The 19,539-nt window shown below is 73.3% G+C and carries 19 protein-coding genes; 11 read left to right on the forward strand and 8 right to left on the reverse strand.

All coding sequences use genetic code 11. The annotated features are described in order from the left end of the window. Nucleotides 1-66: 66 nt before the first annotated feature. Together LRP67_RS04120 and LRP67_RS04125 are read left to right on the forward strand one after the other, a co-directional pair. Nucleotides 67-537 (forward strand): hypothetical protein, encoded by a 471-nt coding sequence (locus tag LRP67_RS04120; protein WP_231268912.1) that lies wholly within the window; start codon nt 67-69, stop codon nt 535-537. Beyond that, nucleotides 534-800, forward strand: coding sequence for a hypothetical protein (locus tag LRP67_RS04125; RefSeq protein WP_231268913.1), 267 nt, complete (start codon nt 534-536; stop codon nt 798-800). The genes LRP67_RS04120 and LRP67_RS04125 overlap by 4 nt, the downstream gene beginning before the upstream one ends. On the opposite strand, the gene LRP67_RS04130 is transcribed toward LRP67_RS04125, so the two are convergent. From LRP67_RS04130 to LRP67_RS04160, 7 genes are read right to left on the reverse strand one after another with little or no spacing between them, the layout of a single operon-like run. After that, nucleotides 793-1,335 (reverse strand): hypothetical protein, encoded by a 543-nt coding sequence (locus LRP67_RS04130; protein ID WP_231268914.1) that lies wholly within the window; start codon nt 1,333-1,335, stop codon nt 793-795. The genes LRP67_RS04125 and LRP67_RS04130 overlap by 8 nt on opposite strands. Beyond that, nucleotides 1,328-2,776, reverse strand: a complete 1,449-nt coding sequence (locus LRP67_RS04135; RefSeq protein ID WP_231268915.1) for a HAMP domain-containing sensor histidine kinase — start codon at nt 2,774-2,776, stop codon at nt 1,328-1,330. The genes LRP67_RS04130 and LRP67_RS04135 overlap by 8 nt, the downstream gene beginning before the upstream one ends. After that, nucleotides 2,773-3,471, reverse strand: coding sequence for a response regulator transcription factor (locus LRP67_RS04140; protein WP_231268916.1), 699 nt, complete (start codon nt 3,469-3,471; stop codon nt 2,773-2,775). The genes LRP67_RS04135 and LRP67_RS04140 overlap by 4 nt, the downstream gene beginning before the upstream one ends. Nucleotides 3,472-3,531: 60 nt before the next feature. Next, a complete protein-coding gene (locus LRP67_RS04145) occupies nt 3,532-4,389 on the reverse strand; it encodes a fructosamine kinase family protein (RefSeq protein ID WP_231268917.1) in 858 nt (285 codons plus the stop codon). Beyond that, on the reverse strand, nt 4,386-4,913 hold the full coding sequence (locus LRP67_RS04150) for a low molecular weight protein-tyrosine-phosphatase (protein ID WP_231268918.1): 528 nt from the start codon (nt 4,911-4,913) through the stop codon (nt 4,386-4,388). The genes LRP67_RS04145 and LRP67_RS04150 overlap by 4 nt, the downstream gene beginning before the upstream one ends. Beyond that, on the reverse strand, nt 4,910-5,305 hold the full coding sequence (locus LRP67_RS04155) for a phage holin family protein (RefSeq protein ID WP_231268919.1): 396 nt from the start codon (nt 5,303-5,305) through the stop codon (nt 4,910-4,912). The genes LRP67_RS04150 and LRP67_RS04155 overlap by 4 nt, the downstream gene beginning before the upstream one ends. Before the next feature lie 18 nt (nt 5,306-5,323). Next, nucleotides 5,324-5,995, reverse strand: coding sequence for a GntR family transcriptional regulator (locus LRP67_RS04160; protein WP_231268920.1), 672 nt, complete (start codon nt 5,993-5,995; stop codon nt 5,324-5,326). A gap of 102 nt (nt 5,996-6,097) precedes the next feature. On the opposite strand from LRP67_RS04160, the gene LRP67_RS04165 reads away from it, so the two are divergent. Then, the gene (locus tag LRP67_RS04165) at nt 6,098-7,024 is read left to right on the forward strand and encodes a dimethylarginine dimethylaminohydrolase family protein (RefSeq protein WP_231268921.1); all 927 of its coding nucleotides are present in this window, start codon (nt 6,098-6,100) and stop codon (nt 7,022-7,024) included. On the opposite strand, the gene LRP67_RS04170 is transcribed toward LRP67_RS04165, so the two are convergent. Next, nucleotides 7,008-8,414 carry a carotenoid oxygenase family protein gene (locus tag LRP67_RS04170; RefSeq protein ID WP_231268922.1) on the reverse strand — a complete coding sequence of 469 codons (1,407 nt, stop codon included), beginning with the start codon at nt 8,412-8,414 and terminating at the stop codon, nt 7,008-7,010. The genes LRP67_RS04165 and LRP67_RS04170 overlap by 17 nt on opposite strands. A 60-nt stretch (nt 8,415-8,474) precedes the next feature. On the opposite strand from LRP67_RS04170, the gene LRP67_RS04175 reads away from it, so the two are divergent. The 8 genes from LRP67_RS04175 (at nt 8,475) to LRP67_RS04210 (ending at nt 19,519) form a co-directional block, all read left to right on the forward strand. Then, nucleotides 8,475-9,083 carry a TetR/AcrR family transcriptional regulator gene (locus LRP67_RS04175; RefSeq protein WP_231268923.1) on the forward strand — a complete coding sequence of 203 codons (609 nt, stop codon included), beginning with the start codon at nt 8,475-8,477 and terminating at the stop codon, nt 9,081-9,083. A 9-nt stretch (nt 9,084-9,092) separates the two neighbouring features. Continuing rightward, nucleotides 9,093-9,653 carry a VanZ family protein gene (locus tag LRP67_RS04180; protein ID WP_231268924.1) on the forward strand — a complete coding sequence of 187 codons (561 nt, stop codon included), beginning with the start codon at nt 9,093-9,095 and terminating at the stop codon, nt 9,651-9,653. Nucleotides 9,654-9,662: 9 nt separating this feature from the next. Continuing rightward, the gene (hisC, locus tag LRP67_RS04185) at nt 9,663-10,733 is read left to right on the forward strand and encodes a histidinol-phosphate transaminase (RefSeq protein ID WP_231268925.1); all 1,071 of its coding nucleotides are present in this window, start codon (nt 9,663-9,665) and stop codon (nt 10,731-10,733) included. 138 nt (nt 10,734-10,871) lie between these two features. After that, the gene (locus tag LRP67_RS04190) at nt 10,872-14,123 is read left to right on the forward strand and encodes a DUF2126 domain-containing protein (RefSeq protein ID WP_231268926.1); all 3,252 of its coding nucleotides are present in this window, start codon (nt 10,872-10,874) and stop codon (nt 14,121-14,123) included. Between the two features lie 7 nt (nt 14,124-14,130). After that, nucleotides 14,131-16,638, forward strand: coding sequence for a circularly permuted type 2 ATP-grasp protein (locus tag LRP67_RS04195; protein WP_231268927.1), 2,508 nt, complete (start codon nt 14,131-14,133; stop codon nt 16,636-16,638). After that, on the forward strand, nt 16,635-17,513 hold the full coding sequence (locus LRP67_RS04200) for a transglutaminase family protein (protein ID WP_231268928.1): 879 nt from the start codon (nt 16,635-16,637) through the stop codon (nt 17,511-17,513). Before LRP67_RS04195 ends, LRP67_RS04200 begins: the two co-directional genes overlap by 4 nt. Before the next feature lie 13 nt (nt 17,514-17,526). Beyond that, entirely contained in the window at nt 17,527-18,522 is a 996-nt protein-coding gene (locus LRP67_RS04205; RefSeq protein WP_231268929.1) for a putative zinc-binding metallopeptidase, read from the forward strand. 43 nt (nt 18,523-18,565) lie between these two features. Then, a complete protein-coding gene (locus LRP67_RS04210; RefSeq protein ID WP_231268930.1) occupies nt 18,566-19,519 on the forward strand; it encodes a glutathione S-transferase family protein in 954 nt (317 codons plus the stop codon). The last annotated feature ends 20 nt before the right edge of the window (nt 19,520-19,539 follow it).

Here is a 19,539-nt window from a genome sequence, read left to right on the forward strand (position 1 = left end):
GGGTCCGGCCGGGCACTCGGCCGAGCGCGCCCGGCGTACGGGCCGGACACGACCCACGGAGGACCCTTGGAAGCCGCACTGCTGGCCGTGCATGTGCTCGGCGGCATCCTGTTCGTCGGGCCCGTGGCGATCGCGAGCTCGCTCTTCCCGCGCTACGCCCCCGTGGCCACCGTCGGGGCCACCGTCGGGACCACCGTCCGGGACGCCGGCCGCTCGCTGGCCGTTGCGCAGGCGCTGCACCGGATCACTCGGGTCTACGGCGTCATCGGGATCCTGGTGCCGCTCGTCGGGATCGCACTGTCGTTCGTGCAGGGCCGCTTCGGGGAGGTCTGGATCTCGGTCGCCATGGTGCTCACCGCAGTGGCCGGTGGCGTGCTCGCCTTCCGGATCGTGCCGGCGCAGGCGGCCGCGCTGTCAGACCCGCTGGACCGGCGTCAGCTCGCCCGGATCGGGATGCTCGCCGGCATCTTCAACCTGCTCTGGGCCGCCGTGGTCATCCTCATGGTGGTCCGGCCCGGCTCGGACTACGTCTCGTGAGGCCGGCGCGCGGCGTGCTGCTCACGCTCGCGGTCCTGGCCGTGCTCGAGGTGGCGACGCTCGGGACGCTGCTGGTCAACCTCGCCACCGCCCACCACCGCACGGTGACCCAGACCATGGGCCCGGTCCACGGCGCGGTCTACCTCTGCGTCGCGGTGACCGTGCTCCTGGCCCCGGGCTTCCGCCCCCGCGATCGCCTCCTCGGCTGCCTCCCGGTCGTCGGCGGCCTGCTCGCCCTGCGCGGGGAGCGCGGGGTCAGGTGACGTCCGCGTTCCGGGCGTGCGCGGAGAACGCGGTCAGCGCCTGGCGCATCCCGCGGACCGCGGCGGCGCGGTCGAACGGCGCCGGGTCGACCAGGTTGAGGGTCTGGATCAGGTCGCCGTTCTGCACGAAGCCGCTGATGAGCAGCGAGTCCTTCTCCGGGCTGATGACCAGGCGGGCGTCGTCGGCGCCGGGCACCTCGATCTCGAGGGTCTCGCCCTCGAGCTCGCCCATACCCTCGAAGGCGGCGTCGAGGCCGGCGGGGAAGAGCAGGTAGTTGGCCTCCATCGCGGGCCCGCCCTTCTCCTTCGGGGTCAGCACGCACCGGGGCTCGCCCTCGGCCCCCTCATCGATCGTGAACGCGGTGCCGAACGCCTTGCGCGCCTGGGCGGGGGTGATGCCGTCGCAGGGGTTCCACGGGTCGGCGGCCTCCCCGTGCGGGCTCGGCGGCGGCTCGTCGTCGGAGCAGGCGGTGAGCAGGCCGCCGAGCAGGGGGGCCAGCACCAACGCGGCGACGGCGGTACGGCGTTCACGCATGCGCGTCCTCTCGGGGATCCGGTGGGGGAGGCGGGGCCGGCTCTTCGGAGCCCGGCAGCCACATGACCAGTCGGGCGCCGCCGCCGGGCGCCACGGTCGCCTCGACCGATCCGGAGTGCCGCTCCGCGACCTGCCGCACGATCGACAACCCGAGGCCGGATCCCGGCAGGCCCCGGGACTCGTCGGCGCGCCAGAACCGGTCGAAGACATGGGGCCGATCGGCCTCGGCGATGCCGGGCCCCTCGTCGTCGACGATCAGCACGCCGCGCGTGAGCCGGACCGTGACCCGGCCGCCGGGCGGGCTCCACTTGGCGGCGTTGTCGAGCAGGTTGGTGACGGCGCGCTCGAGCCCGCTCGCCTCGCCGACGACCCACCACGGCTCGGCGTCGACGTCGAAGGTCAGCGACGGCGCGCGCAGCCGCACCCGGCTGATCGCGTGGTCGACGATGCCGGTCAGGTCGACCGGCTCGACCACGCGGGCCAGGGGCTCGTCGCGCGCGAGCTCGACCAGGTCGCCGATGAGCGTGGTCAGCTCCTCGATCTGGGCGCGGATGTCGTCGAGCAGCTCCGCGCGCGCCTCGGTCGGCAGGTCGGGGCCGCCGGGCGAGGACGCCTGCGTGAGCAGGTCCACGTTGGTGCGCAGCGACGTCAGCGGCGTACGCAGCTCGTGGCCGGCGTCGGCGACGAGCTGGCGCTGGCGATCACGTGAGGCGCCCAGCGCCAGCAGCATCTGGTTGAACGCCGAGGCCAGCCGGGCGATCTCGTCGTCGCCCTCCACCGGCAGCGGGGTCAGGTCCTCGGTGCGGGCGATCCGCTCGACCGAGCTGGTCAGTCGACGCACGGGACGCAGACCGTTGCGGGCCACGCCCCAACCGGCCATGCCGGCGGCCAGCACGCCGAGCAGCCCGAACGTCGCCATCACCACGCCGAGCTTGGTGAGCACCCGCTGCTGGCCCTCCAGCGACTGGGCGATCACCAGCGCCTGGCCGTCGCCGTACGGCACGGTGACCGCGCGGTACTCCTGGTCGCCGCCGACCACCGTGCGGATGCTGGACTTCGCCTCGCCCCGCGCCACGGCGAGCTCGGGGCTGCCGAGCCGGGGGGCGTCGTCGAGCTTCTCCGGCCGGTACGGGGTGGAGCCGTCGGAGAACACGACGGCGATCCGCAGGTCGGTGGCCAGCACGGCCCAGGCCGGCAGCTCGTCACCGGTGCGCCGGTCGATCAGGGTCGGTGCCTTGGTGGTCTGGTAGGCCCGCTCCATGAGCGTGTCGTCCAGCGTCGACTGCAGCTGCATGCGCACGGTGACGTAGGCGCCGGCCGCGAGGAAGGCGACGGTCAGCCCCACCGCCATCGTCGTCAGGAGGGTCACGCGGCTCGCCAGCGAGCGTCGGTAGTGGAACCAGCCGCCGCCGACGGCCTTCGCGGGTGTGTCGGTGCTCATGACTCCTTCAACACGTAGCCGACACCGCGCACGGTGTGGATCAGCCGCGGCTCGCCCTCGGCCTCGGTCTTGCGGCGCAGGTAGCCGACGTACACCTCGAGTGAGTTGGCGGTGGTCGGGAAGTCGTAGCCCCACACCTCCTCGAGGATGAACGCCCGCTCCAGGACCCGCCGCGGTCGCCGCAGGAACATCTCCAGCAGCGTGAACTCCGTGCGGGTCAGCTCCATGCGCCGCTCGCCGCGGAACACCTCGCGGGTGGCGACGTTCATCGACAGGTCGGCGAAGGTCAGGACCTCCTCGGGGGCGTCCTCGTCCTGGACCACCCGGCGCAGCAGCGCGCGCAGCCGCGCGAGCAGCTCCTGCAGGGCGAACGGCTTGGTGAGGTAGTCGTCGGCGCCCGCGTCCAGCCCCTCGACCCGGTCGCCCACGGCGTCGCGGGCGGTGAGCACCAGGATCGGCACCCGGTTGCCGGCGGTCCGCAGGGCGCGCGTCGTCTCGAGCCCGTCCAGGCGCGGCATCATCACGTCCATCACCACGACGTCGGGCTGGGCCGCGCCGATCGTGGCCAGCGCCTCCGCGCCGTCCCCGGCCAGCCGCACGTCGTAGCCGTTGAACTCCAGCGAGCGCCGCAGCGACTCCCGTACGGCGCGGTCGTCCTCCACGACGAGGACGCGCGGCTTGGGGACGGGAGGCACGGCCTCCACTGTGCCAGGACTGCCTGAGCCGCCCCTGAGAAGCCCCACCCCGCTGACGGGTCAGGCGTAGCGGGCGGCGGTCTCGGCGGCGCGGGTGCCGTAGCCACCGCCGAAGAGGCAGGCGTGGACGAGGAGCGGGAAGAGCTGGTGCAGACCGAGGCGGTCTTCCCACCCGTCGGTGAGCGGGGTGGCCTCGTCGTAGGCGTCGAGCACTCGCGGCAGGTGCGGCAGGCCGAACAGCGAGAGCATGGCGAGGTCGACCTCGCGGTGCCCGCCGTAGGCCGCGGGGTCGATGACCCAGACCTGGCCGTCCTGACCCCACAGCACGTTGCCGTTCCACAGGTCGCCGTGCAGGCGGGCCGGCGGCTCCTCGGGCAGCAGGGCAGCCAGCCGCCCGACGACCGCCTCGACGGTCGCGGCGTCGGCGTCGGTGACGGCGCCGCGGTCGCGGGCCAGCTTGAGGTAGGGCAGCACGCGGCGGACGGCGTAGAACTCCGCCCAGGTGGGCGTCGCGCGGTTGGGCAGCGGCAGCCGGCCGATGAAGCCGTCGGCCTCGGCGCCGTAGGCCGCAGCGCCGGCGGCGTGGGTGGCGGCCAGCGCCCGGCCGAAGGCAGCGGCGGACTCGATGCTGTTGCGCCCGGACTCGACCCAGCGCAGGATCAGGCACTCCGCGTCCACCGCGAGGACCTCGGGCACGCCGACGCCGCCGGCGTCGGCGATCCAGCGCAGGCCCGCGGCCTCGGTCTCGAAGAAGGCCTCGGGCGCGTGCGAGAGCGTCTTCATGAGCGCCGTGGTGCCGTCGGAGAGCCGGAGCTTCGTGGCGGTGCAGATGTCGCCGCCGGCCACGGGCGCCGTCGCGACGACCGCGGAGCCCAGCAGGTCCTCGGCCAGTCGGGCGACCAGCGGCTGGCGGGTCACGGGTGGTCGAGCTCTCGCGCGAGGGCGGCGACGAGCTCGGCCGTGGTGCGTTCGACCATGGCGAGTACCTCCTCGAAGCCGCTGTCCCCACCGTAGTACGGGTCCGGCACCTCACCCCCGGGCTCGACGGGATCGAAGCTGCGGAACAGCATGGCGCGATCCGGGTCCAGGGTCGATCCCCCCGACGCGCTCAGCGCGCGCACGTCCTCGAGGTTGGTGCGGTCCATGGCGAGCAGCAGGTCGAAGCGCTCGAACCAGGACGCGTCGAGGGTCTGGGCGCGGTGCCGCGTGGGGTCGTAGCCGGCGGCGTCGAGCGTGGCCGCCGCCCGGCTGTCCATGCGGTTGCCCACGTGCCAGTCGCCGGTGCCGCAGCTGGCGACCGTGACCCGGTCGTCCAGCCCGGCGCGCGCCAGGTGCTCCTGCAGCACGACGTCGGCCATGGGGGAGCGGCAGATGTTGCCGAGGCAGACCAGCGCGACGGCGTAGGCCCCGGGGGTGCGCGCCGGGGGGACGGCGGGGCTCACCGCTGCTCGTCGGGGCCGATGAGGACGTCGACGATCCAGGTGACGAGCGTGATGATGATCGCGCCCCCGACGGCCGGCCAGAACCCGGTCACCTCGAAGCCGATGTCGAGCTTCTCGGCCAGCCAGCCGGTGAGCATCAGCATCCCCGCGTTGATGACGAGCAGGAACAGCCCCAGCGTGACGATGATGAACGGGATCGAGAGGAACGTCAGCACCGGCTTCACGAACGACGTGACGACGCCGAGGATGAGCGAGACCAGGATCAGCGGCACCAGCTTCTCCCGGAGCTCCTCGGTGCCGGAGCCGGGCCCGGTGAAGCGGATGCCGTCGATCACCCAGGAGGCCGTCGCCAAGGCGATGGCGGTCGTCAGGAGCCAGGTCAGGAAACGCACGGGCGTCAGTCTGACAGGTCAGGCGAGCCCCAGCGCCTCGATGATCGCGACCTCCGCGTCGGCCAGGTGGCGGCGCAGGAACTCCGACGCACCGTCGATGTCGTCGTCGTCGAGCAGCTGGACCAGCGCCGCGTGCGAGTCGGCCTGGTCGTGGGCGTTGCGGCGGATCCGGTCGACCTGGGCCAGCGCCAGCTTGAGCTCGACGACGAGGTTGTCGGCCATGTGCACGAGGCGCTCGCTGCCGGTGAGGCCGACGAGCGAGACGTGGAAGTCGAGGTGGCGCTCGTTGAGCCGCTGGTACGACGCGCCCCGCCGGACCGCCGAGATGTAGGCCGCGAGCGTCTCGTGCACGCGGGCCCGCTGCTCGTCGGTGGCCTCGCGCCAGCGGCGTACCCCGGCGCCCTCCAGGACCCACCGCGCGGCGCAGACGTCGCGCACCGAGTCGGCCTGCGGCGTCGAGACGCTCACACCGCGGTGCGGCTCGCGGGTGGCGATGCCCTCGGCCACGAGGATCGTGAGGGCCTCGCGGACGGTCGGACGCGAGACACCGAGGGAGGCGGCCAGGGCGACCTCGCGCAGGTTGGTGCCGGACTCCAGCTCGCCGTCGAAGATGGCACGCCGCAACTCGTCGGCCGCCCGGTCCACGGTGGAGGCGTGCTCCAGGTGGAGGGTCGCGAACGGCTCGGCCATACCCCCATTGTGCGCCACCCGGGTCTCGGCGTGGTGCGCGTCCGCCCGTGTGCCCTACACTGCGGTTCTGTCAGATTGTCTGACAATCCTTCGAGAGAGCCGGTGACCGCCGTGACCGAGTCCACCGATCCGACCAGCACCGAGCTGGCCTGGGGGCGCCACTACGCGGTCGTCGAGCCGACGCACTTTCGCATCGACTACGCGATCAACCCGTTCATGGACCCCGACGTCCAGCCCGATCCGGCGCGCGCGAGCGACCAGTGGCAGGCCCTGGTCGGCACGCTGCGCGGCCTCGGCGCGAGGGTCGACGTGCTGGCGCAGCGCGAGGACGCGCCGGACATGGTCTACGCCATGAACCTCGGCCTCGGCCTGGTCCGCCCCGGCGGCGACCCGCACGTGGTGATGTCGCACATGCGCTACCCCCAGCGGCGCATGGAGACCGGCTCAGCCCAGCAGTGGTTCGCCGGGCGCGGCTGGACGACGTCGTACGTCGGTCGCGAGGGCGTGGGCGCGCACCTGGAGGCCGGCGACGCGTTCGCGTTCGGCGACGCGCTGGTCGTGGGCTACGGCCCACGCACCGAGGAGCTCGCGCTCAAGCACCTCGCGCTCGAGCTCGGCGTGCGGGTGCGGGGCCTGCGCCTCACCCACCCCGGGATGTACCACCTCGACCTGGCTTTCTGCCCGCTCGACTCGCGCCGGGCGCTGGTCTGCCCCGCGGCCCTCGACGCGCCGTCCGCGCGGGCGCTGATGGAGCTCGTGCCGGAGCCGCTCGTGCTCACCGAGCAGGAGGCGCTCACGACGTTCGCGGCCAACTCGATCGTGGTGGGGCGCACCGTCGTGATGCCGGCCTGCCCCACGCGCGTGCGCGCGCAGCTCGAGTCGTGGGGCTTCGAGGTCGTGGTCGTGGAGGTGTCGGAGTTCCACAAGGGCGGCGGCTCGGTCCGCTGCCTCACCAACCCCCTCGACATCACCCTCGGCCGCGACCTCCCGGTGCTCGCCCGCGGCGAGGTCATCACCCCGCTGGAGTGAGCGGGGTGGGCGCGCCCGCCGGCGCCCAGTTGCCGTGGAAGCCCGCCGGCACGCGGCCGGGCAGGTGGACGGCGGCGACGTCGTCGAGGGTCTGCGCGTCGAGGAGCACCAGGTCGCTGCGGCCGGTGGTGCGGTCGTGGACGTAGCCCATGACCACGCCGGCGCCCTCGGCCGAGTCCTCCGCGTCCGGCACGAAGCAGAACTCGCCCACCTCCTTGCCCGGGCCCAGTCGGCGCGTGTGCGTCGTGCCGGCCTGGACGTCGTGGAGCAGCACCGAGTCGCCGAGCGTGACACCGTCGAAGCCGACCGACCAGCCGTAGCGGTGGCGGCGTCCGGTGCGGCGCTCGTCGTGGCGGGGGAACTCCTGGGTGTGCTCGTCGTAGCGGTGCTCGCGCACCTTGCCGGCGACGGTGTCGACGGTGAGGCGGACCAGGGATGACAGCCCCTCGTGGGGGCCGGTGAAGTCGGTCGCGAACATCCGCGGGTGGCGCACCACGTCGATCACCACATCGTCGCCGTCCTCGAAGGCGTTGAGGGTGTGGAAGACGTAGCAGGGGTCGATCTCGAACCACCGCACGTCGGCCCCGGAGCCCTCGCGTGGCAGCAGGCCGACCCGGGCGGGGTAGTCGGGATCCCAGGAGTACGGCAGCTGGCTCGGCGTACCGGTCCCCCGGGCCATGGCGTCGACCACTCGGTCGGGCATCGGGTTGCGCCCGACGACGCTGTTGAGCGCGAGCTTGGCCGCCAGCCGGACCGGGCGCGGCACGCGGCCGGCCACCATGTCGATGTCGAAGGTCACGGGCAGGTCGAAGATGACCGCGTAGTGCTCGGTGAGCGCGAAGTCGTGCATCATCGGGCTCCCGTGGACCTCCACCTCGACCTGGCGGCGGATCCGCCCGGAGGTGTCCAGCACCGAGTAGTCGACCCGGTTGCCGCGGGTCCAGCTGTACGACACCGCGTGCAGCTCCCCGGTGGCCGGATCCTCGTGCGGGTGCGCGGTGTAGCCCGCGGCGAGGTCGCCCGCGAAGCCGCACCGGCCCACGGTCTCGAGCTCCTCGCTCAGCTCGTACGGCGGCGTCCCGGCCTCGACGAGCGCCATCGTGCGCCCGCGGTGCTGCAGGACGTTGGTGTTGGGGGCGAAGTCTCCGGCCTCGGGGCGCACCCAGCGGTTGCGGTACCACCGCGCCCGGCCGTCCTCGATCCGTACGCCGTGGACCATGCCCTCGCCGAGGAACCAGTGGTAGTCCTCGCCCGGGTCGGCGGCGGGGTTGGGCCCGATCCGCAGGTAGCGCCCGTCGAGGTGCTCGGGCAGCGCGCCGGTCACCGGGAGGTCGAAGGCCGTCAGCTCATCGGCGACGGGTGCGAAGCCGTCCTGCAGGTAGCGGTTCATGAGGTCTCCCAATAACGGTGTTATGTGACGACCATAACGCCGTTATGGGAGACTGGCAAGGTGTCTGAGACCGAGCAGCCCGACGTCCGCCGCCGACTGCTCGAGCAGGCGGCCCAGCTGCTGGGCGAGGAGGGACCGGCGGCTCTGACGACCCGGCGCCTGGCGCGCGAGGCCGGGACCTCGACGATGGCCGTCTACACCCACTTCGGGGGGATGCCCGCGCTGGTCCGCGCGGTCGTCGCGGAGGGGTTTCGCCGGCTGGTGGCGCGGGTGGCGGAGGTGGAGCCCACCGACGACCCGGTCGACGACCTCCGCCGGGCGGCCGTCGCCTACCGCGAGCACGCGCTGGCCGACCCGCAGATGTATGCGGTGATGTTCGGCTCGGCCAGCCTCGGCGGCTACCGGCTGCACGACGACGAGCTGGACATCGGGCTGGCGGCGTTCGGCCAGCTCGTCGACCTCGTACGGCGGGCGATGGCCGGCGGCGGCCTCCGCGAGGACGACCCCGCCGCCGTGGCGGGCCAGTTCTGGAGCGCCCTGCACGGCTACCTGATGCTCGAGCTCTCCGGCTTCCACCAGGTGGTGGAGGACCCCGAGGCGCAGCTGTTGTGGCCGATGCTGGCACACCTGCTCGAGGGGCTGCGGGCGGACGGCGCACGGGCTCGGTAGCGTCGGAGGGTGTTCCCGTTCGGTGGCGTCGAGTACATGGTGCTCGGCTCCGTCCTGTCCGGAGCCGTCTGCCTGCTCGTGGCCCTCGCGCTGCGGTCCCGGCTCGGCCTGACCGCCTGGACCGCCGTCGGCCTGCTCTGGTCGCTGGTCGTCATCGGACTGGTCACGCTGATCCCGGCCGGTGGCGCGCCCGGCATCGTCCCGGCGGAGGGGCGGCTGGCCACCTGCTCGTGGGACATCGGGGGACCGGCGCCGGACGGCTTCTGGATCTTCTCCGGCGGGCAGCGCCTGCTCAACACCGTCGTCTTCATGCCCTCCGGCGCGCTCCTCGCGCTCACGGCCGCCCGCTGGCGCAGCAGCTGGGTGACGGTGCCGCTGGGCCTGGCCATGCTGGCGGTGTACTCCGCCACCATCGAGAAGACCCAGCTGGAGCTGGCCCGCATCGACCGCGCGTGCGACGTCACCGACATCATCGACAACGTCACGGGCGCCGCCCTCGGCGTCGCCGTCGGCCTCGCCGTGGCGGCCGTGCTCAGGCCGTGGCGTGGCCGACGGCCCCCGGTCTCCTAGCCTGGGGCGATGAGCAGCCCCACCAGCCGTGCCCACATCGCCCGGATCCCCGCGTACGTCCCCGGCCGGCCGCCCACCCCGCGGTCGGGGCTGACGACGTACAAGCTCTCCTCGAACGAGAACCCCTACCCGCCGCTGCCCGGCGTGGTCGACGCCGCCACGGAGGCGGTCGCGGTGATGAACCGCTACCCCGACATGGGCAGCAGCGCCCTGTACGACGCGCTGTCGACCCGCCTGGGCGTGCCGGTCTCCGACCTCGCGGCGGCGACCGGGTCGGTGGCGCTGGTCTACCAGCTGCTGTCGGCGTACTGCGACCCCGGCGACGAGGTCGTCTACGCCTGGCGGTCCTTCGAGGCCTACCCGATCGCCGTCACGACGGCCGGCGCTGCCTCGGTGCAGGTGCCGGTGACCGCTGACGGTCGCCACGACCTCGAGGCGATGGCCGCCGCCATCACCGAGCGGACGAAGGTGGTCGTCGTCTGCACGCCCAACAACCCCACCGGCCCGGCGGTGACCCAGTCGGAGCTCGACGCGTTCCTCGCCCAGGTGCCGGCGCACGTCCTGGTGGTGGTGGACGAGGCGTACGTGGAGTTCGTGCGGATGGCCGACCCGGTCGACGGGATCGCGACCTACCGCGCCCACCCCAACGTGGTGCTGTTCCGCACGTTCTCCAAGGCCTACGGGCTGGCCGGGTTCCGGGTCGGGTACGCCGTCGCGGCGCCGCCGGTGGCCGGTGCGCTGCGTGCGGTCTCCCTGCCGTTCGGCGTCTCGCACGTGGCGCAGGCCGCGGCCATCGCCTCCCTGGAGGCGACCGACGCGCTGATGGCGCGGGTCGAGGCCCTGGCCGGCGAGCGGGCCCGGGTGGTCGCCGGGCTGGCGGCGGCCGGCTGGGACCTCCCGGACGCCCAGGGGAACTTCGTGTGGTTCGGCCTGGGGGAGCGCACCGCGCAGTTCGCGGCCGCCTGCGAGGAGGCCGGCATCGTCGTACGCCCCTTCGCCGGCGAGGGTGCCCGCGTGACCATCGGCGAGCCCGAGGCCAACGACCGGGTGCTGGCGGTGGCGCGGGCGTTTCGCTTGTAACTCAGTGTTACGCCGTCTGGGTGGGTGACCAGTCATCCACCCAGACGAGGTAACACTGAGTTACATGTACGCCGACGCGCGACGGCGCCGGCCGCCCGAGTTACCGCGCGGCAACACGGGGAGGGCAGGGTGTGGGCCATGTCCATCAAGGTTGCGCTCGAGCACCGCACGACGTACGAGTTCGCGGAGCCGGTCGCCGTCGCGCCGCACGTGGTGCGGCTGCGGCCCGCGCCGCACTGCCGGACGCCGATCGAGGCCTACTCGCTCAGCGTCGAGCCGGCCGAGCACTTCCTGAACTGGCAGCAGGACCCCTTCGGCAACTGGCTGGCCCGCCTGGTCTTCCCCGAGAAGGTCACGACGCTCGACATCACCGTCGGGCTGGTGGCCGACCTGATGGTGATCAACCCCTTCGACTTCTTCATCGAGGAGTACGCCGAGCAGGTCCCGTTCGCCTACGAGCCGGGCCTGGCCGCGGACCTGGCGCCGTACCTGCGCACGGTCGAGGGCGCCGAGGCCGCCGACGCGTTCCGTCGGTCCCTGCCCCAGCCCGAGGCGACCCCCACCGTCACCTTCCTCGCCGACCTCAACGCCGCGGTGCACCGAGAGGTCGCCTACTCGGTGCGCATGGAGGCCGGGGTCCAGACCCCCGACGAGACGCTGGCGCGCCGCGTCGGCTCCTGTCGTGACAGCGCCTGGCTGCTGGTCGGCCTGCTGCGCCAGCACGGTCTCGCGGCCCGCTTCGTCTCCGGCTACCTCGTGCAGCTCACCGCCGACCAGGAGGCACTGGACGGGCCCAGCGGGCCCACCCAGGACTTCACCGACCTGCACGCCTGGGCCGAGGTCTACCTGCCCGGCGCCGGCTGGGTCGGCATGGACCCGACCTCCAGCCTGTTCGCGGGCGAGGGTCACATCCCGCTGAGCGCGACCCCCCACCCGAGCAGCGCGGCGCCGATCGAGGGCGCGACCGACCCGGTCGAGGTGCGCTTCGCCTTCCACAACGAGGTCCGCCGCATCCACGAGGACCCGCGCGTCACCAGGCCCTACACCGACGAGCAGTGGGCCCGCATCGACGCACTCGGCGAGGCCGTCGACGTACGGCTGCGCGAGGGTGACGTCCGACTGACCATGGGCGGCGAACCGACGTTCGTGAGCCTCGACGACGCCACCTCCCCGCAGTGGAGCGAGGACGCCGACGGGCCGGAGAAGCGTGCGCTCGCCACCACCCTGGCCGAGCGCCTGCGCCGCACCTACGCCCAAGGCGGGGTGGTCCACCGCGGCCAGGGCAAGTGGTACCCCGGCGAGCCGCTCCCGCGCTGGAACATCGCGCTGCAGTGGCGCACCGACGGCGTCGCGCTCTGGCGCGACCCCGACCTCTTCGCCGACCCGTGGGCCACCGGCGGCGATCCCGACGCCCGCACCCACACCGAGGCCCTCGCCCGCCGGGTCACGCAGGTGCTGGGCCTCCCCGCCGAGCACCTGCTCCCCGCCTACGAGGACCCGTTCGCGGCGCTCGCCGACCATCTCGCACAGCCCTACGGCGACGCGCCGGAGGGCCACGACCCGACCACGGAGCTGGTGGCGCGCCTCGACGCGGACGTCACCGAGCCGACCGGCTGGGTGCTGCCGCTCGTGACCGGCGAGGACTGGACCAGCCCCGCCTGGCGGTTCCGCCGCGGACGCCTGGTCCTCACCCCCGGCACCAGTGCGGTCGGCCTGCGACTGCCGCTCGACGCGATCGCCTGGACGGACCCCGAGTACGCCGGCGAGCCGTCGTACCTGCAGGCCGGGCCGCCGCTCGACCCCCAGGTCCCGGTCGTCACCGTCGTCGACGCCGAGGGGGTGCCGACCACCGCGCTCGCCTTCGAGGAGCGCGACGGGGTGGTCCACGTCTTCCTGCCCCCGACCGAGCGGCTGGAGGACTACGCCGACCTGCTGCGGCTGGTCGAGGTCGCCACCCGCAAGGTGGGCTGCCCGATCGTCCTGGAGGGCTACGGCCCTCCGCCCGACAGCCGCCTCACGCAGCTCGTCGTGACCCCGGACCCCGGCGTCATCGAGGTCAACGTGCAGCCGACCGCGAGCTGGGCTGAGCAGCGCGACCTGCTCACGACCCTGTACGCCGAGGCGCGCCAGGCGCGGCTGACCACCGAGAAGTTCGACCTCGACGGCCTGCACACCGGCACCGGCGGCGGCAACCACCTGACCCTCGGCGGCGCCCAGCCGGTCGACTCCCCGCTACTGCGCCGCCCGGACCTGCTGGTGAGCCTGCTGACGTACTGGCAGCGACACCCCTCGCTGTCCTACCTGTTCTCCGGCCGGTTCATCGGCCCCACCAGCCAGGCGCCGCGCTTCGACGAGGGCCGACCCGAGGCGCCCTACGAGATGGAGATCGCCTTCGCCGAGATCGCCCACCTCGTCGCCCAGCAGGCCGATGGCGACGGCACCCCGCGCCCCTGGCTGGTCGACCGCGCGCTGCGGCACCTGCTGACCGACCTGACCGGCAACACCCACCGCGCCGAGTTCTGCATCGACAAGCTCTACAGCCCCGACTCCTCGCGCGGGCGCCTCGGCCTGCTGGAGCTGCGCGGCTTCGAGATGCCGCCGCACGAGCAGATGGCGCTGCTGCAGTCGCTGCTGGTGCGCGCGCTCGTCGCGATGTTCTGGGAGCGACCGCTCACCGCGCCCCTCGTGCGGTGGGGCACCCGCCTGCATGAGGACAACCTGTTGCCGCACGGCGCGGCCGCCGACATCGCCGAGGTCGCCCAGGACCTGCGCGACTTCGGCATCGACTTCGAGGAGTCGTGGCTGGACCCGTTCACCGAGTTCCGCTTCCCGCGCATCGGCGTCACCCGCATCGGAGACGTCACCCTCGAGCTGCGCAACGCGATCGAGCCGTGGCACGTCCTCGGCGAGGAGGCCACCGTCGGCGGCACCGCACGGTACGTCGACTCCTCCGTCGAGCGGGTGCAGGTGTCGGTGCGCGGGATCGACCCGCGACGCCACCTCGTGACGTGCCAGGGTGTGCCCGTGCCCCTGACCGAGACCGCGGGCGGCGACCACTACGCCGGCGTCCGGTTCCGCGCCTGGCAGCCGTGGTCGGCGCTGCACCCCTCGATCCCGGTGCAGGCGCCGCTGCACTTCGACGTCGTCGACATCTCGGCGGCCGCCAGCCTGGGCGGCGCGACGTACCACGTCGTGCACCCGGGCGGCCGCTCCTACGACTCCCCGCCGGTCAACGCCCAGGAGGCCGAGGCGCGCCGGGCCAGCCGCTTCGAGCCGCGCGGCCACACCGCCGGCCGGATCGACGTCGGTGCCCTGCGCGAGGCCGGCCGCCGCGCCGCGAGCGCGGAGTACCCGCACACCCTCGACCTGCGCCGCGTCCCCCGGCCATGACCCGACCATGACCCTGCTCCGCGACTACGCCGACCGGCTCACCCAGCCCGCGCTCGGCGACTCCCACGCCCGCTACGACGAGGTCGTGTCGCCCGACGGCACCCTGCGGACGGCGTGGAAGGGCCTGGCCGAGATCGCCGTCGGCCTGGAGGACCGCGACCTGCGGCGGGTCGAGGAGGACATCGTCCGCTTCCTCGCTGACGACGGGGTCACCTACTCCCGGCCCGGCCGGGCGGCGGAGGCGTGGCGGCTGGACCCGGTGCCGCTCGTGCTCGACGCCGCGTCCTGGGCGCCACTCGAGGTCGGCCTCGCCCAGCGCGCCGAGCTGCTCAACGCCATCCTGGTCGACCTGTACGGCGCGCAGCGGCTGCTCTCCGAGGGGGTGCTGCCGCCGGCCGTCGTGCTCGGCCACGCCGGCTTCACCCGGGTGGTGGCGCGACCGTCGGCGCTCGACCCCCGCCCCCTGGTGCTGGCCGCCACCGACCTGGGGCGCGACGCGGCCGGCGAGTGGCGGGTCCTGGCCGACCGCGCGCAGGCGCCGTCCGGGATCGGCTACGCGATGGAGAACCGACGCGTCATCAGCCGGGTCATGCCCGAGCTGTACCGCGAGGCGGGGCTGCACCGCATCGAGCCGTACTTCTGGGCGCTGCGCTCGGCGCTCATCCAGTCCGCCCAGAACGAGCCGGCCGACCCGCGCGTCGTGGTCCTCTCGCCGGGCACCCACTCCGAGACGGCCTACGACCAGGCCTTCATCGCCTCGACGCTCGGCTTCCCGCTGGTGCAGGGCAGCGACCTGGTCGTGCGCGACGGCTGGGTCCAGATGCGCGTGTTCGGCAGGCTCGAGCGCGTCGACGTGATCCTGCGCCGCGTCGACGCGGCCTGGAGCGACCCGCTCGAGCTGCGCGGCGACTCCCAGCTCGGCGTGGCCGGCCTGACCGAGGCCGTACGGCGGGGCCGGGTGCGGGTGGTCAACGGGCTCGGCGCGGGAGTGCTGGAGAACCCCGGGCTGCTGCCCTACATGCCGGCCGTCTGCGAGGCCCTGCTCGGTGAGCCGCTGCGGCTGCCGTCGGTGCCCACCTGGTGGTGCGGCGACCCCGCCTCCCTCGACCACGTGCTCGACCGGCTCCTCGACCCGGGCCCCGGCGGCCGGCTGCTCGTGCGCAGCATCGACGGGCCCACGACGGGGTTGGCCGGCCTGGACCCGGCCGCCGTACGGGAGCGGCTGCTGGACGAGCCGCACCGCTACGTCGGGCAGGAGCGGCTGCCGCTGTCGCAGGCGCCGACCTGGCGGGCCGGCGGCGCCCACTCCGGCGAGGTGGAGCCGCGCTCGGTGACCCTGCGCACCTTCACCCTGCGCTACGGCTCGGCGTACCGCCCCCTGGTCGGCGGCCTGGCCAACGTCTACGAGGACGACCGGCCCGCGTCCAGCAAGGACGTCTGGGTCCTCAAGGGCGACCCCGCCGACCCGGACCAGGGTCTCGCCGAGGTCCTGCCGATGACCGCCGGCCGGGCCTCGACCGGCACGGTGCCGCGCATCCTGGAGGACCTGTTCTGGTTCGGTCGCTACGCCGAGCGCGCCGAGGACATGCTGCGGCTGGTGCTGGCCGGGCACGCCCTCGCCGAGGACTTCGGCTCGCGGCCGCACTCGACCGGCGGGGCCAGCCTCGCGGTGATGATGCAGGTCGTCCGGCGCCTGGGCGGCGCCGTGCACGAGGACCTGGACGAGGAGTTCCGCTCGCTGCTGCTCGACGAGGCGCGACCCGGCTCGGCCGCGCACGCCCTGGCGGGGCTGCGCGAGGCCGCGGCCGGCGTACGCGACCAGCTCTCGCTCGACACCTGGCGGGCCTTCGGCGCCACCGATCGCGCGACGGTCATCCTGCGCGGGTCACGGCACAGCCACCAGATCGGCGAGTCCGCGGGCCGCATGCTCACCGGTGTCCTCTCGCTGCAGGGCGTGACCGCGAGCATGATCCGCGACGCGGGCTGGCACATGATCGGCGTCGGGCAGCACCTCGAGCGCGCCGTGCAGGTGTGCCACCTCCTCGAGGAGACCGCCACCGTGCGCCGCGGCATCGACGTCGACCGCGACGTCCTCAACACCGTGCTGGTCGCGGCCGAGAGCTCGGTCACCCACCGGCGCCGCTACCGCGGCTACGTCCGGCCGGGCGGGGTGCTGGAGCTGCTGCTCACCGACCGGGACAACCCGCGCTCGCTGCTCTTCGGCATGTCCGAGGTCGCCACCCACCTGGCGGCGCTGCCGGCCTCCACCGGCTCCACCCGCCCGGAGCGGCTGGTGGCCGATCTGCTGGCCATGCTGGAGGAGGTCGACATCGCCACGCTGGTCGCCATCGGCGGCGTGTCCCGGCCCAACCTGCAGGCCTTCCTGGCGTCCTTCGCCACGCAGCTCACGCGCCTCGCCGAGGCGGTCGCCGAGCTCCACCACGCCAGCGGGCCCGCCCCGAGGCCGCTCGGGTCGCTGGACCTGGTCGAGTCGCTGGAGGGCGAGCGCGCATGAGGTACCGCGTGCGGCACAGCACCACCTACACCTACGACGACCAGGTCACCGACAGCCTCGGCGTGGCCCACCTGGTGCCGCGCCCGCTGCCCTGGCAGCGGGTCGCGACCTACGACGTCACCGTGACGCCGCAGGCGTCCGACCTCACGCAGGACCTCGACTACTACGGCAACCTGGCGACGTACTTCCAGGTCGTCCGGCCCCACCGCGAGCTCGTCGTGGAGGCGACCAGCGAGGTCGACGTCGCGCCCGCCGAGGTGCCGGCCCAGGCCCTGGCCGAGCCGTGGGAGCGGCTGCGGCCGCTCCTGCGCCCGGACCGCGCCGGCGCCTGGCCGGCCACGGACTTCGCCCTCGCGTCCTCGCAGGTCGAGCAGGTGCCGGCCGCCCGGGAGTACGCCGCGGCGTCGTTCACCCCGGGCCGTCCGGCAGGCGACGCCGTCACGGACCTGATGCACCGCATCCACGACGACTTCGAGTACGACGCCACCGCGACCACGGTCACCTCCACGGTCCAGGACATCCTCGACCGGCGCGCGGGGGTCTGCCAGGACTACGCCCACCTGACGCTCGCCTGCCTGCGCGCCCACGGCCTCGCCGGGCGCTACGTGAGCGGCTACCTCGCCACGGAGCCGGCACCGGGCCGGGAGCGCGTCGTCGGCGCCGACGCCTCCCACGCCTGGGTCGCGGTCTGGCTCGGCGGCGAGCACTGGCTCGCCTTCGACCCGACCAACGACCAGTGGGTCGGCGACCGCTACGTCACGGTCGCGTGGGGCCGCGACTACGCCGACGTGCCGCCGGTGAAGGGCGTCATCTTCACCGAGGCGAGGAAGTCGACGCTTCGGGTATCGGTGGACGTCGCCCGGCTCGACGAGTGAGAGGCTCACCGCCATGAAGGCCTTCCGGTGTCGCGTCTGCGCCAACCAGCTCTACTTCGAGAACTCCCTCTGCGTCTCCTGCGGCACGGCGCTGGCGTACTCGCGGGCGGAGCGCGCGATCGTGCCCGTCGACGAGCGCGGCCGCTACGTCGACGCGTCCGGCCTGGTGTGGCACGTCTGCGTCAACCTCAACCTCTCCGGCTGCACCTGGCTGGCTCCGCTGGAGGGCGCGCAGTGCTTCGCCTGCGACCTCACCCGTACCCGGCCGGCGGACGACGACCCGGTCGGCCTGGAGAACTACCCGTTGGCCGAGCAGGCCAAGCGGCACCTGGTCGTCGAGCTCGACACCCTGGGCTTCCCGGTCGTGGGCAAGGACGTCGACCCCGACGACGGGCTGGCCTTCGACCTGCTTTCGAGCGTGGACGAGAACGTCGTGATCGGCCACGAGGACGGGCTCATCACCATCGACCTGGCCGAGAGCGACGCGTCCCACCGCGAGCAGGTGCGGGCCCAGCTCGCCGAGCCGTACCGCACCATGCTCGGCCACTTCCGGCACGAGGTCGGCCACTACTACGAGTGGCAGCTCGTGCGCGGCGAGGAGCTGATGCGCCGCTGCACCGAGCTGTTCGGCGACGAGTCCAAGGACTACCAGGCCGAGATCGACCGGCACTACGCCGAGGGGCCGCCGGCCGGCTGGGAGGAGTCCCACATCTCGACGTACGCCACCATGCACCCCTTCGAGGACTTCGCCGAGACCTGGGCCCACTTCCTGCACATCGCCGACACCATCGAGACCGCGCGCGAGTTCGGCCTCGTGACGGTGAGCGGCATCGACGCGTTCTCGACGTTCCGCGACGTCGTCACCGGCGTGTGGATCCCCCTGTCCACCGCGCTCAACCAGATCAACCGCAGCATGGGCAAGGACGACCTCTACCCCTTCGTGATCCCGGCCCCGGTGCTCGACAAGCTCGAGTTCGTGGCCTCCTTGCGGCCGGCTGCCTTGGCGTGACGCTCCCGACCGCGGTGGTTGAGTGTTCACCTAGCCTGGGGGTATGAGCGAGGAGAAGTACGTCAAGAAGGGCCAGGAGTTCAGCCGGGACATGAACTACGTCCCGGACCGGATCACCCAGGACGCCCGACGGCCCGAGCACGGCCCCGTCGACGGGCAGCTCTGGCCGGTCGAGCCGGGGCGCTACCGCTTGGTGGCCGCCAAGGCCTGCCCCTGGGCCAACCGGGCGATCATCGTGCGCCAGCTGCTCGGCCTCGAGGACGTCATCTCGCTGGGCACTCCCGGCCCCACCCACGACCAGCGCAGCTGGACCTTCGACCTCGACCCCGGCGGTCGCGACCCGGTGCTCGGCATCGAGCGGCTCCAGGAGGCGTACTTCAAGCGGTTCCCCGGCTACGAGCGCGGCATCACCGTGCCGGCGATCGTCGACGTCCCGACCGGGGAGCTGGTGACCAACGACTTCCCGTGGATCACCCACGACTTCTTCTTCGAGTGGCGCGAGTACCACCGTGAGGGCGCGCCGGACCTGTGGCCCGAGGACCTCCGTGAGGAGATGGAGGAGGTCATGCAGCGGATCTTCACCGAGGTCAACAACGGCGTCTACCGTTGCGGCTTCGCCGGCTCGCAGGCGTCCTACGACGCGGCGTACGAGCGGCTCTGGGTCGCCATGGACTGGCTCGAGGAGCGCCTGGCCGACCGCCGCTACCTGATGGGCGACGCGATCACCGAGGCCGACGTCCGGCTGTTCACGACGCTGGCGCGCTTCGACGCGGTCTACCACGGCCACTTCAAGTGCAACCGCCAGAAGCTCACCGAGCTGCCCCACCTGTGGGGCTACGCCCGCGACCTGTTCCAGACCCCCGGCTTCGGCGACAACACCGACTTCGAGCAGATCAAGGCGCACTACTACGTCGTCCACACCGACATCAACCCCTCCGGGATCGTCCCCGCCGGACCCGACCCCGCCGTCTGGCTGACACCGCACGGTCGCGGCTGACAGGGACTATCCCGGCGGAC

This window comes from Nocardioides sp. cx-169, assembly GCF_021083605.1.
In the GTDB taxonomy this organism is placed as follows: domain Bacteria; phylum Actinomycetota; class Actinomycetes; order Propionibacteriales; family Nocardioidaceae; genus Nocardioides.

What these genes read in the sequence shown, in the direction of transcription:
- LRP67_RS04200 (WP_231268928.1), top strand. Translation starts at nt 16,635, where the DNA reads ATGAGGTACCGCGTGCGGCACAGCACCACCTACACCTACGACGACCAG.
- LRP67_RS04130 (WP_231268914.1), bottom strand. Translation starts at nt 1,335, where the DNA reads ATGCGTGAACGCCGTACCGCCGTCGCCGCGTTGGTGCTGGCCCCCCTG.
- hisC (WP_231268925.1), top strand. Translation starts at nt 9,663, where the DNA reads ATGAGCAGCCCCACCAGCCGTGCCCACATCGCCCGGATCCCCGCGTAC.
- LRP67_RS04190 (WP_231268926.1), top strand. Translation starts at nt 10,872, where the DNA reads ATGTCCATCAAGGTTGCGCTCGAGCACCGCACGACGTACGAGTTCGCG.
- LRP67_RS04135 (WP_231268915.1), bottom strand. Translation starts at nt 2,776, where the DNA reads ATGAGCACCGACACACCCGCGAAGGCCGTCGGCGGCGGCTGGTTCCAC.
- LRP67_RS04160 (WP_231268920.1), bottom strand. Translation starts at nt 5,995, where the DNA reads ATGGCCGAGCCGTTCGCGACCCTCCACCTGGAGCACGCCTCCACCGTG.
- LRP67_RS04170 (WP_231268922.1), bottom strand. Translation starts at nt 8,414, where the DNA reads ATGAACCGCTACCTGCAGGACGGCTTCGCACCCGTCGCCGATGAGCTG.
- LRP67_RS04205 (WP_231268929.1), top strand. Translation starts at nt 17,527, where the DNA reads ATGAAGGCCTTCCGGTGTCGCGTCTGCGCCAACCAGCTCTACTTCGAG.
- LRP67_RS04210 (WP_231268930.1), top strand. Translation starts at nt 18,566, where the DNA reads ATGAGCGAGGAGAAGTACGTCAAGAAGGGCCAGGAGTTCAGCCGGGAC.
- LRP67_RS04195 (WP_231268927.1), top strand. Translation starts at nt 14,131, where the DNA reads ATGACCCTGCTCCGCGACTACGCCGACCGGCTCACCCAGCCCGCGCTC.